15 protein-coding genes are annotated in these 14,534 nt (G+C 70.8%); 9 read left to right on the forward strand and 6 right to left on the reverse strand.

The genetic code is table 11. From position 1 onward, the window contains the following. The first annotated feature begins 8 nt into the window (after window positions 1-8). The 3 genes from H4W80_RS05210 (at window position 9) to H4W80_RS05220 (ending at window position 2,680) form a co-directional block, all read left to right on the forward strand. On the forward strand, window positions 9-581 hold the full coding sequence (locus H4W80_RS05210) for a TetR/AcrR family transcriptional regulator (RefSeq protein ID WP_192784023.1): 573 nt from the start codon (window positions 9-11) through the stop codon (window positions 579-581). Window positions 582-1,178: 597 nt separating this feature from the next. Beyond that, window positions 1,179-1,760, forward strand: coding sequence for a hypothetical protein (locus H4W80_RS05215; protein WP_192784024.1), 582 nt, complete (start codon window positions 1,179-1,181; stop codon window positions 1,758-1,760). A gap of 11 nt (window positions 1,761-1,771) precedes the next feature. Further along, on the forward strand, window positions 1,772-2,680 hold the full coding sequence (locus tag H4W80_RS05220; RefSeq protein ID WP_192784025.1) for a hypothetical protein: 909 nt from the start codon (window positions 1,772-1,774) through the stop codon (window positions 2,678-2,680). A 180-nt stretch (window positions 2,681-2,860) separates the two neighbouring features. Here the strand turns inward: H4W80_RS05220 and H4W80_RS62475 are convergent, their stop codons facing one another. The 3 genes from H4W80_RS62475 to H4W80_RS05235 all read right to left on the reverse strand — a co-directional run bounded on the left by H4W80_RS62475 (window position 2,861) and on the right by H4W80_RS05235 (window position 5,436). After that, window positions 2,861-2,995: a hypothetical protein gene (locus H4W80_RS62475; RefSeq protein ID WP_264085966.1), complete on the reverse strand. Its 135-nt coding sequence runs from the start codon at window positions 2,993-2,995 to the stop codon at window positions 2,861-2,863. 286 nt (window positions 2,996-3,281) lie between these two features. After that, on the reverse strand, window positions 3,282-4,415 hold the full coding sequence (locus H4W80_RS63380) for a TetR family transcriptional regulator (RefSeq protein WP_318786707.1): 1,134 nt from the start codon (window positions 4,413-4,415) through the stop codon (window positions 3,282-3,284). 547 nt (window positions 4,416-4,962) lie between these two features. After that, entirely contained in the window at window positions 4,963-5,436 is a 474-nt protein-coding gene (locus tag H4W80_RS05235) for a nuclear transport factor 2 family protein (protein ID WP_111697587.1), read from the reverse strand. Between the two features lie 747 nt (window positions 5,437-6,183). On the opposite strand from H4W80_RS05235, the gene H4W80_RS05245 reads away from it, so the two are divergent. Further along, the gene (locus tag H4W80_RS05245; protein ID WP_192784027.1) at window positions 6,184-6,480 is read left to right on the forward strand and encodes a hypothetical protein; all 297 of its coding nucleotides are present in this window, start codon (window positions 6,184-6,186) and stop codon (window positions 6,478-6,480) included. 6 nt (window positions 6,481-6,486) lie between these two features. Here H4W80_RS05245 and H4W80_RS05250 read toward each other — a convergent pair whose 3' ends face one another. Continuing rightward, entirely contained in the window at window positions 6,487-7,341 is an 855-nt protein-coding gene (locus H4W80_RS05250; protein WP_192784028.1) for a helix-turn-helix transcriptional regulator, read from the reverse strand. A 129-nt stretch (window positions 7,342-7,470) separates the two neighbouring features. Between H4W80_RS05250 and H4W80_RS05255 the strand changes: the two genes are divergently transcribed. Together H4W80_RS05255 and H4W80_RS05260 are read left to right on the forward strand one after the other, a co-directional pair. Beyond that, window positions 7,471-8,280, forward strand: a complete 810-nt coding sequence (locus tag H4W80_RS05255; RefSeq protein WP_192784029.1) for a MerR family transcriptional regulator — start codon at window positions 7,471-7,473, stop codon at window positions 8,278-8,280. Next, entirely contained in the window at window positions 8,277-9,266 is a 990-nt protein-coding gene (locus H4W80_RS05260; RefSeq protein WP_192784030.1) for a BtrH N-terminal domain-containing protein, read from the forward strand. Before H4W80_RS05255 ends, H4W80_RS05260 begins: the two co-directional genes overlap by 4 nt. A 17-nt stretch (window positions 9,267-9,283) precedes the next feature. Here the strand turns inward: H4W80_RS05260 and H4W80_RS05265 are convergent, their stop codons facing one another. Then, the gene (locus tag H4W80_RS05265) at window positions 9,284-10,573 is read right to left on the reverse strand and encodes an FAD-dependent monooxygenase (RefSeq protein WP_192793287.1); all 1,290 of its coding nucleotides are present in this window, start codon (window positions 10,571-10,573) and stop codon (window positions 9,284-9,286) included. A 41-nt stretch (window positions 10,574-10,614) separates the two neighbouring features. Between H4W80_RS05265 and H4W80_RS05270 the strand changes: the two genes are divergently transcribed. Continuing rightward, window positions 10,615-11,139 (forward strand): TetR/AcrR family transcriptional regulator, encoded by a 525-nt coding sequence (locus H4W80_RS05270; RefSeq protein ID WP_378526869.1) that lies wholly within the window; start codon window positions 10,615-10,617, stop codon window positions 11,137-11,139. A 25-nt stretch (window positions 11,140-11,164) separates the two neighbouring features. On the opposite strand, the gene H4W80_RS05275 is transcribed toward H4W80_RS05270, so the two are convergent. Further along, window positions 11,165-11,779 carry a TetR/AcrR family transcriptional regulator gene (locus H4W80_RS05275; protein WP_225963250.1) on the reverse strand — a complete coding sequence of 205 codons (615 nt, stop codon included), beginning with the start codon at window positions 11,777-11,779 and terminating at the stop codon, window positions 11,165-11,167. 26 nt (window positions 11,780-11,805) lie between these two features. Between H4W80_RS05275 and H4W80_RS05280 the strand changes: the two genes are divergently transcribed. Together H4W80_RS05280 and H4W80_RS05290 are read left to right on the forward strand one after the other, a co-directional pair. Next, on the forward strand, window positions 11,806-13,140 hold the full coding sequence (locus tag H4W80_RS05280; RefSeq protein WP_225963251.1) for a M14 family zinc carboxypeptidase: 1,335 nt from the start codon (window positions 11,806-11,808) through the stop codon (window positions 13,138-13,140). A gap of 602 nt (window positions 13,141-13,742) precedes the next feature. Continuing rightward, a complete protein-coding gene (locus H4W80_RS05290) occupies window positions 13,743-14,510 on the forward strand; it encodes an SDR family NAD(P)-dependent oxidoreductase (protein ID WP_192784032.1) in 768 nt (255 codons plus the stop codon). Window positions 14,511-14,534: the final 24 nt, after the last annotated feature.

Consider the following 14,534-nt stretch of genomic DNA (forward strand, 5'->3'; position numbering starts at 1 on the left):
TGGTGGGTATGCCGCGATGGGAATCCGACGCACAGGGCCGGCTCGAACGAGCGGCGCTCGAGCTGTTCGAGACGCAGGGGTTCGAGCGCACCTCGGTCGCGCAGATCGCAGACGCCGCCGGTCTGAAGGAGCGCTCCTTCTATCGCTACTTCCCCGACAAGCGGGAAGTCCTCTTCGCCGGCAACGAACTCGAGGCCCACCTCGTCGCCCAGGTCGAGGCGGCCGATCCGGGCCTCACCCCGATCGAGGCGCTGCTGACCGCGCTGGGAACCGCCGAGGAGATCTTCCGCCCACGCGAGTTCCTGCTGCGCCGGGGAAGAGTGATCGCCGCCAACCCGGCACTGGCCGAGCGCGATCTGATCAAGCTCGCCGGCATCGCCGACGCGCTGGCACCGGCGCTCGAGCGCCGCGGCGTCGAGCCCGGCAAAGCACGCTTCATCATCGACGTGGTGCTGGCGATCCACCGGCGCGCCATGCCCCGCTGGCTGGCCGAGCCGGACACCACCCTCGCTCAGCTCATGGCCCAGGCCGCCGCCGAGCTGCGCGAGGCGGTCACACTGCCAGCTCCGACAGTCCGCTGAGTCGACTGTTGCCTGCAGGGTGACTCTTCGCGCCCGTGTAAGGCTTCAGGTACCTACCGGATAATAGGCCATTATCCGGTAAGGTGATCCATTTCAGGTGTGACCTTCGCCGAAACAAGCCATCAAAGTCACACTGGAGCCCGCGGAGCTGCGGGAGAGCGCCGCCCGGCTGGCCCGCCGCCTCACGGCGCTCGCCGGGCCGCCCGGCTGACCTTTCCGGCGAGGGTGCGGCGTCCTTCGCAGGAATCGGACGCCCGCCGACCGGGCCCTTCGTTCAGCGGAATTTCAGCGGAAATTCAACCGGCCTGGGCAGGATACGGATTCCTGAGGCCGCGAACACCCGCGACAAGGAATCGGCGCATACGGCCGGCTCGTACAGGTCGTCATCTATTACTCGACTACTCGGCCCGGATCCCGAACCGGCCGGCCTGGAGAACAACCCGCGTCCGGCCGGCGGGAAGCCCAAGTGCGGTGTGAAACGCGATCACGTCGGCGGCCTTTTCGATTCCGCGGGAAAGCGGAGAACTTACCGAAAGGATCCGAGTGTCCCCAACCTCCCTGCGCCGTGATGGACGCGGCGCGGCAATGGCCGCCCTCATGGCCTTCATTACCCTCATCACCCTCGTCGTGCTCACTCCGCCTGCCCAGGCCAACTCGTTCGGCTGGTCGGTCCTGCATCCGTCAGGCTGCTGTATGCACGCCGACAACAAGAGCCACTCCTACAACTACTCGTCGCTGACGGGGAACATGAAGGTCGCGGGCAACTACGCCATGATCAACCTTGGCAGCCAGACCGACATGACCGTCCACTACGACAGCACCCCGAACAACCAGACCGACGTGGAGATGTTCGACCAGTACTACGACGACTACTGGGGCGTCGACTGGGACGGTTCGAGCACCGGGACGAACGTCCACGCGCGCGCCCAGTGCGTACGGGCCCTCGTGCCGGCCATCTCGACGAGCTGGTGGAAGTGCGACCAGTACGAAGTCCGTTTCGACCTGGCGGACATGAACAGGTTCAGCGAGAACGAGCGCAAGCACACCGCCTGCCATGAGGTCGGGCATACCGTGGGGCTCGGACACTCCTCCCAGACGTCCTCCTGCCTGCGGGACGGCCGCGTCTCGACGCGCACGTACAACAGCCACGACATCGCCCACATCAACGGCCGCTACTGAGGACGGGGACCATGCACAAGACGCTCCGCTCCCGCACCACGGCCGTGGCCCTGTGCCTGGCCGCCGGCCTCGCCCTCATCGCCGCCGCCGGCGTCGCCGCAGCCCGCTCGGCCCAGCCCGCCGCCCCGTTCTGGTCGCTGATGCGCGCAGGAGTGGGCGAGTCGCTAGGTGAGTACACCTTCAACTCCCTGGCCGACCTGAAGCCGGGGGCGCCCGCCTCCGGCGTCTTCACCCCGGCCGCCGCGCTGGTCGAAGGCACGATCGTCGGCGTCGAGCCGGGTATCGCCTTCGCCTCGGACGACGGTGCGACCACCGGGCCGATCGTCGCCCACGACGACCCGGCCGCGGCCGTCCGCTACGCCGCCCTCGTGATCAGGGTGGACCAGGTGCTGTCCGGCGCGCTCGGGCTCGGCCTGCAGGACGGCAAGATCCGGCTGCAGATCGAGCAGCCGCTCCAGGTCGGCCTGGCCGAACTGCGCGCCTCGCTCGGCACCGCGGGGCGTGGGCTGTTCTACGTTCACAACGCCCTGGAACGGCGGCGGGCCGAGGGCCGTACCGTCCCGCAGGAACTGTCCGGCTACCTGGCCTCGGTGCACATCCCGATCGGCGCTGGCGTCTTCGTCGAGCAGCGGACGGGCGAGCCCGTCATCGCGCCGCTCATGGACGACCCTGACCGGGTGAACCAGATACTCAACGGCGTGGCCCCGCCGCCCGAGCCGGAGCCTGAGCCTGAGCCGACCGGCCCGAACCCGCCCAAGCCGACCGACTTCCCGCAGGAGGAGCCCACCGACCCCGAATGGGACGGCTCCGACACCCCCGACGCCGAGCAGCCTGACACGCCGGGCCCCGTGGAGGAGGAGCCGGAGGTGGACACCCCGACCCTGGCCGAACTGCGCGCCCGCGCGCTGGCCGGGAGCTGACAGACCGCCGCCTGCCGCAAGCCCCGGGCCGGTGCCCGCCACACGCCCCCGAGGCGCGTCGGCCACACGCCCGGCCGGACGCCCCCGAACCGGCGCCCGCCGTACGCCGCACGCCCCCGAGGCGCGTGCGGCGGGCGCCATACCCCGGTGACTGGCTGGAGCGCGGCGTGGCGCTCCGGCTCACATGCCGCCGGGGTGCTCGATCGATCGGATGACGGTGTCGGGGACGACCAGGTCGGCCTTCGCTCTGGTGGCGGCGATCAGGCCGGCGTTGCGCTGGTCGACCTCCTCTACCCAGCTCCTCGCAGGCCGCACGCCCGCCCGCCGCGGGAGCGGCCGATCTGCCCCTTCACCCAGGCGCAGTTGGCCGCCGCCGCGCTGGCAGGCCCTCAACAAGCGTGCCGTCAGCGTCTTCCGCGCCCGAATCAGGGCGTCACGCGAGCAGGCCGTGGCGCCGCGCTCGGAGCCTGGCGGCTGCCGCACAGCATCACCGGCCCCGTTCAAGCTGTCCTCGCTCTGCGTCCCAACGCCCCGAACCGAGCTGCAAAGGGCCGGGGTGCCCCTACGAACACCCGGGCTGTGAGTGAAGGCGACGGCGTGCTCAGGCAGCGGTGACCACGTCTGCGTGAGCGGCCCGCAGCAGGGTGCGGGCGGCGTCCTTGGCGTGACGGGCGGGCTCTGGAGACCCGGAGATGGCCGCTGTGGTCATCGCGCCCTCGGCGAGGGGAACGAGCTGGTCGGTCAGCCACGTGGGCGCGTCCGCGGCGGCCACGAGATCGGCGAGATAGCGCCGGAAGGCATCCTTGTGGGCCTTCGCGATGTCGGCCACGGCCTGGGACGTCGCTCCCAGTTCCCCGAAGGAGTTGATGAAGCCGCAGCCGCGGTAGTCCGGCTCGCTGAACCAGCGGTACAGCCAGTCGAAGACCGCCAGAATCCGCTGCGTAGGTGAGTCGTGGGCATCCACGTACCGAGCCAGATCATGGAGCCACCTCGCGTCCCGCCGCTTCAGGTACGCCTCGACCAGGGTGTCCTTGGAAGGGAAGATCTGGTACAGGCGCTTGAGGGGCACGCCGGAGGCGGTGCGGATCGCATCCATTCCCACCGACTGTATGCCTCGGCCGTAGAACAGTTCCTCGGCAGCGTCGAGGATCCGCTGCTCAGTCGTTTCGAGCTCCACTTCGATCGCCCCTTCTCGAAAACGAACGTTCTCTTTACGGTACAGCGCGCCAGGTCGCAAGGCACATTCCCGGGCGCGGGCCTGACCGTCGCCGTAACGCGGCCTGCCCGGAGCGAGGCCGGGCAGGCTTGCCCTCTGCCCTTTCAAGCGAGCACAAGGCCCGCCCGGGATGCCCCGGCCGGTGCGTGGCGACGCGCACACCGGCGCGGTCCCGTCGGCGATGCCGTTCCTCAAGCGTCTCGGTCCAGTCCGCCGGCAACTCGACGATGCCCACGCCGCGGCCGTGCTCATCATGGGCACCGGTGGGGCGAGGGCGACGTGGCGCCGGAGTCCGCAACCTCGATACGCACGGCGCGGCCTTCGAACGTGGAGGCTCACGATCATGTCGGCCCGTCCGTGCTGGGCCGCGTTCCCCGCAAGCTCGCCGACGATCAGCAGGACGGAGTCCTGATCCTCCGGGACGATGTCCCATCGGGCCAGCAGGGACGCGGCGAAGTGGCGGGCGGTGTGTACCCAGCGCTCCTCGGCGGGAAGGGCGATCATGCCGTGCCGGTGCATGCCCGTATGAGCAATGGGCCGGCGCCGGGGTCACGGGGGCTGTCCGGGGCTGCTCGCCGGACAAGGGCGGCGCCATCGGCGGGGGTTGCGTTGCGGTGTGCGAGAGGGTCATGGGAACGCCCATCCGAACTTTCCGAGCCCACATCAAGAGGCTCATGTTCTGCAACTTCTTTGCCCTCGGCCCTGGATCGAGTCGGCGTCAGGCCGAGGCGGCGGTCCTGCGGCACTCGCGGCGGCCGAACCGGCAATCCGTCCGGCCAGCGGTGACCGTGTCGTGAGCCTCCAGCTGAGAACGATCGTTCCATCGATTGAGATCAATCTATGGAACGATCGTTCTCAGCGCAAGAAGGAATGCGTTGAACTGCCGAAATCTGGAGCAACGCCCCACGCTCACCGCAGGTGAGAGGGTCTTCAAGGGCTGCGAGGGAATCCTGAGCCCAAAGCCCTCCAGGTACGCGGCGACCCCTGCCGCAGGTACAGCCTCACGCACGAACGGCCACGCCGTGGATCCGGCGTCGGGCCCGGATCCACGGCGCGGGGCGGGCGGTCAGAGGCCGAGGTCGCTCAGGCCGGGGTGGTCGTCGGGGCGGCGCCCGAGGGGCCAGTGGAACTTGCGCTCCGACTCCTTGATGGGAAGGTCGTTGATACAGGCGTAGCGCAGCCGCATCAGGCCGTTGTCGTCGAACTCCCAGTTCTCGTTGCCGTAGGAGCGGAACCAGTTGCGTGAGTCGTCGTGGCATTCGTAGGCGAAGCGCACGGCGATGCGGTTGCCGTCGAAGGCCCACAGCTCCTTGATGAGCCGGTACTCCAGCTCCCGGTTCCACTTGCGGGTGAGGAAGGAGATGATCTCGTCACGGCCGGTGGCGAACTCCGCGCGGTTCCTCCAGCGCGAGTCCACGGTGTATGCGAGGGCGACCTTCTGCGGGTCGCGGGTGTTCCAGCCGTCTTCCGCCAGGCGGACCTTCTGGATGGCGGTCTCCCGGGTGAACGGCGGGAACGGAGGGCGTGCTTCGTCGGTCATGTCGCTTCCTTTGGGTCTGTGCGGTATCGCCGCCGGCGGGTGTGGGTTCCGTTGGCGTGGGCGCACCGTCGTGAGAACGAACGTTCTCACCGTCAAGCACAACCGTACGAGAACGATTGTTCTCGCGCAAGACTGACACGACCACGACCTGGCAGCCCTTCCCCCTGTCGGGCCATCGCGCGCGGACGCCTCGGCCGGTGGAGCGGTACTTCCGGGGCAAGCCACCGTGAACGGGCTCGCGACGAGGGAGTCGGCCTCGTGCCTGGTTGAGGCGGCGGGTGCGTTCCGGGTTGGCTGCGCGGTCGGCGTCGAGTGCTTGTGGTGTTCGTCCGGCTGGTCCTGCCTGCCCCGCAGACCCGGGCCGGGTCGGGCAGCACGGCCTGGAGATCATCATGGCCGTGTGCCAGAGCTTCGAGGTGCGCCGCGAGCCGGTGGGCAAGCGAGTCAGGGCCGCCATCGTGCTGGCCGACGACCCCGGCGGAGATCCGGCCGGCCGCCTGCTGTGACACGCCCTGGATCGGTTGTGCCTCCAGGCTCAGCATGTGGGGCCGTGTCGACGTCCGCGCCGCCCCGCGCGCCTGGCACGATGGTCCTCATGCAGCCGCTGCCGGCTCCCTGCCCCGCCGACCTCATTCCCGACGCGATGGGCATGGCGGCCTTCAAAGCGGCGTACCGGCAGCCAAGGAGCAGGACGCCGTCTTCGTCGCCATCGAGTCTCTGGGCGAGCACTGGACGGTGAAGGCCGACATGATCACCGCCCCGCAGCACGCCGTCGCCGACTCGGTGTACGACGCCGTCCGCGCCGTGGTCATCCAGCTGCTCCGCGCCGGCGAGATCCGCTCGGACTCCTCCGCGGGGCCGGTCTACTTCGTACTGCACGACATGGCAGAGGAGGGCCGGGCCCGCGAACTCGCAGCCGCCCCGCACGCCGCCCTGTACGGAAACCTGGCGCCGCTCGCCCGCGCGATGCCTACCGCATCCTGGCCAGCCGCCTTCAGGACTCCAAGATCATCTCGTGGCCGCTTTTGGGCTCACCTTGGCTGAACCCGCTCATCGATGACTGCGGTGAGCGGTCTCCGGGCCGACGACGCGGAGGAGCTCCAGCGCCTCGACGCTCTTGGATCCGGGCGGCGGCGTGAAGAGGCGCAGGCGCTGGTCCGCGGCCTGCGTCTGCAGCATCTCGAAGTCGAATTCGATGGGCCCGACGGACGGATGCATGACGCGCAGCCGGCTCTGGCGGCGTACGGCGACCTCGTGCCGCTGCCAGAGGGCGGCGAACTCCTCGCTCGCCGCCTCGAGCCGCTCGATCAGGGAGGTCGAGGGGTGGTCGTAGCCGCGGTGCGTCGCGGCGGCACGCAGGTCTGCGACGTGCAGGCGGCTCAGGTGGTCGTGTTCCTCGGCGGGGTACGGCTCGCGCACGAACGGGTCGGTGAACCAGCGCCACACGACGTTGCGGTCCGGTTCTTCGACTGTGCACACGCACCCGAACAGGGCCTCGGCCAGGGGGTTCTGCGCGAGCAGGTCGCCGAGGTCGGTAAGGAGCTGGGCGGGCGTGTCGCCCAGCCGGTCGAGGAGGTAGAGCAGGCCGGGACGGACGTGGTTTCCGGCGCGCGCCCCTTCGGGCGGTCGGTGGCCCGCCAGCAGGTAAAGGTGGTCTCTTTCGTCCTCGGTCAACCGCAACGCCCGGGCGAGCGCGCTCAGCAGCTGGACCGACGGCTGGGAGCTGCGCGCCTGCTCGAGCCGCATCACGTAGTCGGCCGATACCCCGGCCAGCTGGGCCACCTCTTCGCGGCGCAGGCCGGGGGTGCGGCGTCGCGGCCCGGCGGCCAGGCCCGCCTCCTGCGGCTGGAGCCGCTCGCGGGAACGGCGAAGGAAGTCCGCCAGCTTGACGCGGTCCATCTTCATGTCATCCATCCTGGGCGTTCCGGCCCACTGCTCGTGCCGCGCACCCTAGGAGAGCCGGTCCCAGGGACCGATGAGGCAGGCCGGGGGTCAATTGGACTCTCCCACCATGGGAGAGTTCACCATGGTGGCGTGCAAGGCGAACTTCTCACCATCGGGCGCTTCGCCCGCCTCTGCCGGCTCAGCGTCAAGCAGCTACGGCACTACGACGAGATGGGCCTGCTGGCCCCGGTCCACGTGGACGCCGGCTCCGGCTACCGCTATTACGCCCCTGAGCAGGCACGCGATGCCCTGACCATCGCTCTGCTGCGCGAGATGGACCTTCCCCTGGCTGTGATCGCCCAGGCCCTGGCCGCCCCCGAGCCCGAGTCCAGGGCGCGGATCCTGCGCGCCGAGCGGGACCGGCTGGCCGAACGGATCAGCAGGGACCAGGCGCGGATGGAGATGCTGGAGCGGCTGGCGGAGGGCGGCCTGCCCGGCTACGAGGTCACGATGGGCAGGGAGCCGGAGCGGCGGCTGGCAGTGGTGCGCGCGGTCTGCGCCCCTGCGGAGATCGGGGAGAAGGTCGCGGAGTGCGTGGGCCGGCTGCTGCCCGTGCTCGGCAGGGCGGGGATCGCGTGGGAGCCGCCGCTGTGGGCGCTGTACCCGCTGGATCTGGAAGAGCGGATGGAGATCGCCGTCGGGGCGCTGACGCCGCAGGGGGCAGAAGTGCCCGGCCTGGAGATCGAGGTGCTGCCCGGCGGACCCGTGGCAGAGACCGTACACGTCGGGCCCTACGCCCAGCTGCCCTTGGCCTACAACGCGCTCTTCGCCGCCATCCACGAGCGCGGGCTGCGGCCGGAAGCGCCCGTACGCGAGGCCTATCTCGTCGGGCCCGCAGAGGCGCCGCAAGAAGAACTGATGACCCGGCTGATCATCCCCATCCAGGAGAGCAAGGCATGACGAAGGTGAAAGACGTCGACACCCGCGGTGCGCAGCACTGCGAGACGACGGCTCTGGGGGTGCTACTGCGGCACCAGGGACTCGATCTGTCCGAGCCCATGCTCTTCGGCCTCGGCTCCGGCCTGTCCTTCATCTACTGGGACAGCAAGAACATGGACTTCCCCTTCCTCGGGGGCCGGGTCAAGCCTTTCGACCTCACCCGGAACCTGGCCGCCAGGCTCGGCCTGGAGCTGCAGGTCCAGGAGACCGTCTCCCCTCGCAGGGCGTGGGAGAACGTGGCAGCCCCCATCGACGCCGGCCACCCCGTAGGACTGCAGCTCGACAGCTACCACCTGGACTACTTCAGCTCGAAGGTGCACTTCGGCGGTCATGTCGTCGCCATGTACGGCTACGACGACCACGACGCCTACCTCGTGGACACCGACCAGCAAGGCGGAGCGGTGTCCACCAGCCTGACCACGCTCGCGCAGGCCAGGGCCGCGCGCGGCCCGATGGCCGCCAAGCACCGCTCCTTCACCCTCACCGCTCCGCGGAACCCGCCCTCCCCGCGGGACCACATCATTCCCGCCCTCACGGCCTGCGCCGGCGCCTTCCTCAACCCGCCCATCGCCAACGTGGGGCACCGCGGAATCGACAAGGCCGGCAAGCTGGTACGCACCTGGCTCCAGCGGACCGACGACCCGCGGCGGGACCTGCCGCAGGCCGCCCTCTTGATGGAGAAGGCCGGCACCGGCGGCGCCCTGTTCCGCAATCTCTACCGCGACTTCCTCGCCGAATGCGTCCAGCTGCTCGACAGCAGCCACCTGCGGACCGGCCACGGACTGTACGCCGAGGCGGCCACCCTGTGGACGGAAGCCGCGGCGCTGATCACGAAGGCCGGTGAATCAGGCGAGGCGGATCACCTCGTCCAGGCGGGCACCGTCCTGTGCGATCTTTCACGCATAGAGCGCGAGGCCATGCAGGCGCTGAGCTGCCTGGGGGAGTGAACTGACTCCCGGCACACCTACCTCAGGAGGGACCAGCACGGGTCGCCCACGAGGGCGTCCAGGTCGGGGTCCGTGTCCGCCGCCCAGGCCGCGTAACCGTCGGGGCGGACCAGGACCGCGCCGGGCAGGCCGTCCACCGGCTCGGCGCGCGTGGCACCGAGGTCGGGCGGGAGGATCCCGGCCAGGTCGAGCAGGACCGGCTTGCCGGCCAGGAACAGCGACGGATCCAGCCCGGCGACCCGGTGACCGGCCAGCGGATGGCCGCCGGGCAGGTCGTAGGAGTGCGACAACCCCGACATCAGGCCCGCCAGGTGCCGGTTGGCCTCGGGCAGGCGCATCAGGTCGGTGAACACCTTGCGCAGCTCGACGGCGTCCTCGCCGGGCCGGGGAGTGGCGAAGACCCGCTGCGCCTGGGTGATGTGCAGGACCCAGGCCCCGGCCGGGTGCCGCTCGGCGTGGTAGGTGTCCAAGAGGTCCGCCGAGGCCCGGCCCCGCAGTATGGCGGCCAGCTTCCAGCCCAGGTTGAAGGCGTCCTGAACGCCCAGGTTCAGGCCCTGCCCGCCGAAGGGCGGGTGAATGTGCGCGGCGTCGCCGGCGAAGAACACGTCGCCCACCAGGTAGCTGTCGATCTGCCTGGTGGCGTCGCTGAACCGCGAGGCGTTGTCCACGGCGGCGAGCACGGTCTGCTCGCCGTAGACGACGCGCAGCAGTTCGGCGATCTCCTCGAACGTGACCGGCTTGTCCTTGGCCGGCTCCTCCCCACCCGCCGCCCCGCCGGTGAACCGGTAACGGCCGCCGCCCAGCGGCACCAGCATCACCCAGCGGTCGCCGACCTCGCGCGTGAGCGTGCTGATGTGCCCGAGGGTCTTCGGTACGAGGTCGGACACCGACGACAGCCGCACGTCGGCCAGCACCGCCGTGTACGTCCCCGGCCTGCCGGGGAACGGCACGCCCAGCAGCTTCCTGACCGTGCTGTGCCCGCCGTCGCAGGCCACCAGGTGGCGGGCCTCGATCCGCCGGTCGCCGGCCGTCACGACCACGCCGTCGTCCGGCTGCTCCACCGCCGTCACCGCGCTCTCGCGCAGCACCTTGACGTCCAGCGCCGTGGCGCGCTCCTCCAGCACCTCCTCGATCTCCCACTGCGGGGTCGAGAGCGGGTACGGGTGCGCGGTGTCCCACGCCGTGCAGTCGAGCGGCACGGGCAGCATCGCGAAGTGCCCGCCCGTCGGCTCGCGCGAGAGCGCCCTGGCCTGCATCGGCTCCAGCAGGCCGCGCAGCTCGAGCAGCTCCTGCGTGCGCGGCTGGATCGCGCCGCCCTTGGTCTGCTCGCGGGTTCGACCAGGTGTCGGTGGCTGAGGTGGCGGAGGCCGCCGAAGTGTCCAAGCGGACCCTGTTCGCCTACTTCCCCGCCAAGGAGGACCTCGTCGTCCACCGCTTCGCCGACCACGAGACCGAGGCGGGCCGCGTGGTGCGCGCCCGCCCGGCGGGGGTCGGGCCGCTGGCCGCCCTCCGCGACCACTTCCTGGACGGCCTGCGCGAGCGCGACCCGATCACCGGCCTCAACGACGTCCCGGAGATCCTGGCGCTCATCCGCATGGTCTCGGAGACTCCGGCGCTGCGGGCGCGGGCGACCCGCTTTCAGGAAGGTTCGGAACGGGCACTCGCGGAGGCGCTCCAGGACACCGCCGGCGTCCCCGCCCTGACCGCGCGCCTGGCGGCCACCCAGGTGGTGGGCGTGCACTGGCTGTTGTCGATGGACAACTCCGGGGCGCTGGCCGGCGGCCAGTCCGCCGACGAACGCTATCCGCAGGCGGTCGCCGACGCCGAACACGCCTTCACACTGCTGTCCGAGGGCCTGGCCGGGCACGTATAGCGGGCTGCAGCGGGACGGGCGCGGCTCAGGGCGGTCCGAGCACGTCCGGCGTGACCAGGGCGTGAGCTGCGGCGGTGAAGTACTGCTCGGGCACCGCTTGCGCCAGACCCAGGATGACACCCTGGCTGAGGCCGACCATGAGCCCGCGCAGCCCGGTGGCCAGGCGCTGCGCCTGACGCATCGTGAGCGCGTTCCCGTGGTGGATCCTTCCGGCCAGCAGCGAGGTCAGCCGCTCCTCGTGCGCCCGTACGGACGCGGCGAGCCTGGGCCGTAGCTCGGGGTCGCGCAGGGCGAGGTCCTGCAGGCTGATCTCGAACGACAGTTGCCGCAGCGCGTCGGGGTCGTCGCACAGGCGCCGGTAGTGGCGGGCGAAGACCTCCACCGTTTCGATGAGGCCCATGTCGGCGGGGACGGCTTGCTCGATGCCGTCGTAGTGCGGCGTGAGGCAGTCGGTGACCAGGGCGACGAGCAGCCCGTTCTTGTTGCCGAACAACGAGTAGACGGCGCCGGTGGTCACCCCGGCCTGCTCGGCGATCTCCTCCAGCCTGGCCCGGTGGCCGTCGCGGGCGACGACCAGGCGGGCGGCCTCCAGCAGGGCCCGCCGGTTGTGCTCCTTGGCCTCGGCCCTTGTCATTCTCATAATCTCATTATTACCGTAATCTCATTATGAATGTTGCCGAGTACATGAGACACGTCCCCGGCTGTGCCGCGTTCCCGACCGTCGACGCCCTCCACGACGAGCTGGACGAACTGACCGCCGCCCATCCCGACCTGGTGCGGTCGCGCCGCATCGGCGCTTCGCGGCTGGGCGACCCGCTGCACGCCGTGACGGTCGGCGACGGCCCCGCGGACGCGGTGGTCATCGCCGGACCGCACCCCAACGAGCCGGTCGGGGCCCTGACCGCCCTCGCGTTGGTCAAGCTGCTCTGCCGCGACCAGCGGCTGCGGACGGAGCTGGGCTTTCGCTGGCACATCGTCGCGTGCGCGGACCCGGACGGAGCCAGGCTGAACGAGGGCTGGTACGGCAGGCCGGGCGACCGCCGCGCCTACGCCGAGCACTTCTACCGTCCCGGCCTGGCCGACCAGGTCGAATGGACCTTCCCGCTGGCCACTGCCGACTACTCCTTCGACCGTCCGTTGCCGGAGACGGCCGCGCTGATGCGCCTCATGGACGAGGTACGCCCGTCACTGGTCTGCTCGCTGCACAACGGCGAGTACCAGGGCGCGTTCTTCTACCTCAACCGCCATGACGCGACGCTGGCCGAACGGCTGGCCGCCCTGCCCGGCCTGCAAGGGATCGGACTGCACCACGGGGAGCCGGAGCTGCCCGGCGCCGAACCGATCGTTCCCGCCGTCTACCTGACCCCGCCCGGCTCGCAGGTGGGCAGGGCTTTCGGCGCGGGCGGCAGCAGCGCCGACTACGCGGCCGCTTTCGGCGCGCTCCACCTGGTCACCGAGGTGCCGACCTGGTCCGACGAACGCGTGGCAGACCAGAGCGCCAGCGGCCGCCCGTACCGGGAGATCCTGGCCGGGGGAGCGGCGGCCAGGCGCGAGCTGATCGACACGATGCGGTCGGGCATGCGGGCCGTCGCCGGCGACCTGAGCGTGCGCTCGCCGTTCCGCCTCTCGACCGAGAGCACGCTGGAGACCTTCCGCAAACTCGGCGAGCTCGAAGAGACCGTGCCCGATCCGGACCGTATGGCCACGGTCGCCGAGGAGTTCGGCAACCGCCAGATGCTGCACCTGATGCGACTGCGCCTGCTCGGGACCTTCCTGCGCGCGCTCGACGCGGAGATCGCCGCGGGCAACCCGACCCCGGCCATCCGCGAGCAGCGCCGCCTGCTCGCCGAACGCTTCGAGACGTGGTACGGCCAGGCCGAGGCCGACCCGCCCGGCCCGCCGATCGAGCTGCGCAAGCTGGCCGCCGTCCAGCTGGGCGCCGTCCTGACCGCCGCCGCGCACACGGCACCGGACCGCTCGCCGCCGGCACCGGCCTGTTGAGGAGAAGCACCGCCATGGACATCAAGACCGCGATCGCCGCCGAACGTCGCGAGCTGGCGCGGATGCTGGAGGACCTGCCGACCGGCTGGCCCGTCAGGACGCGGCCCGCCTGTCGACGGCCCAACTGGTCGCCGCCATCCGGGACAACGCCCACCACCCCTGGAAGCCACCGGTCGGCGGCGTCACGGCGGCTCTGGGCCATGACGTCATCCACGGCCTGGACATCACCGTCGCCCTCGGCATCGACCGCCGCGTCCAGGAAGACCGCCTTCGCCCGCTCCTGGAGGCCATCACCCCCCGAACGGCGGCGTTCTTCGGCGCCGGCCTCGACGGCGTCGAGCTACGCGCCGACGACCTGGAGTGGTCCTTCGGCGCCGGCGCCCCAGTGACCGGTGCCGCGCAGGACCTCCTCCTGGTCGCCTACGGCCGCAAGCTGCCACCCGGACATCTCCACGGGCAGGCGAGCGACCGGTACGTCGCCACCTGAGCGAACAAGCCGATCACGGCGGCGACCGGCTCCGATGTCACAGCCGGGTGGGCCATCTCGTCTCGGGTCCGAAGGTGCCCGGAAGAACGCACCATCCCATAGCAAGGAGCTGGACATGAGCGAGCACACCACGCATCCGAAGATCGCGCTGATCACCGGGGCGAACAAGGGGATCGGCCGCGCGGCCGCCGAGCAACTCGCCGCGCTGGGCATGACGGTCCTGATCGGCGCCAGGGACCCGCGGCGCGGCGAGGAGGCCGCCGCGGCGGTGCGGGCGAGGGGCGGCGACGCGCACGCGGTCACCCTGGACGTCACCGACCCGGCCACCGCCCAGGCGGCCGCGGAGCAGGTCGAGGAGCGCTTCGGCCGCCTCGACGTGCTGGTCAACAACGCCGGCATCACCGGCTCCGGGCAGGTCACGCCCCTCGACGCCCACGACCAGATCCCCAGCTCCGTCGACCTGGACATGGTCCGGGCGGTGTTCGAGACCAACGTGCTCGGGGTGATCGCGGTGACCAACGCCATGCTGCCGCTGCTGCGGCGCTCGCCGGCGCCGCGCATCGTCAACGTCAGCAGCGCCGCCGGATCGCTGACCCTCAACAGCGACCCGGACGGCCCGTTCACGGCGCTGCCGGCGTCGGCCGCGTACTCGCCCTCCAAGTCCGCGCTGAACGCGCTGACCGTGCAGTACGCCAATGAGCTGCGCAAGGACGGCATCCTCGTCAACGCGGCCGACCCCGGCTACGTGGACACGGAGATCAACAACCACAGCGGCTTCCTCACGACCGCGCAGGGCGCCGCGATCCTGGTGCGCCTGGCCACGCTCGGCGCGGACGGGCCGACCGGCGGGTTCTTCAGCGAGAACGGCCCCATGCCCTGGTGAGAAACGAAGCGGCCCCACGCACAC

Source organism: Nonomuraea angiospora (assembly GCF_014873145.1).
GTDB lineage: Bacteria > Actinomycetota > Actinomycetes > Streptosporangiales > Streptosporangiaceae > Nonomuraea > Nonomuraea angiospora.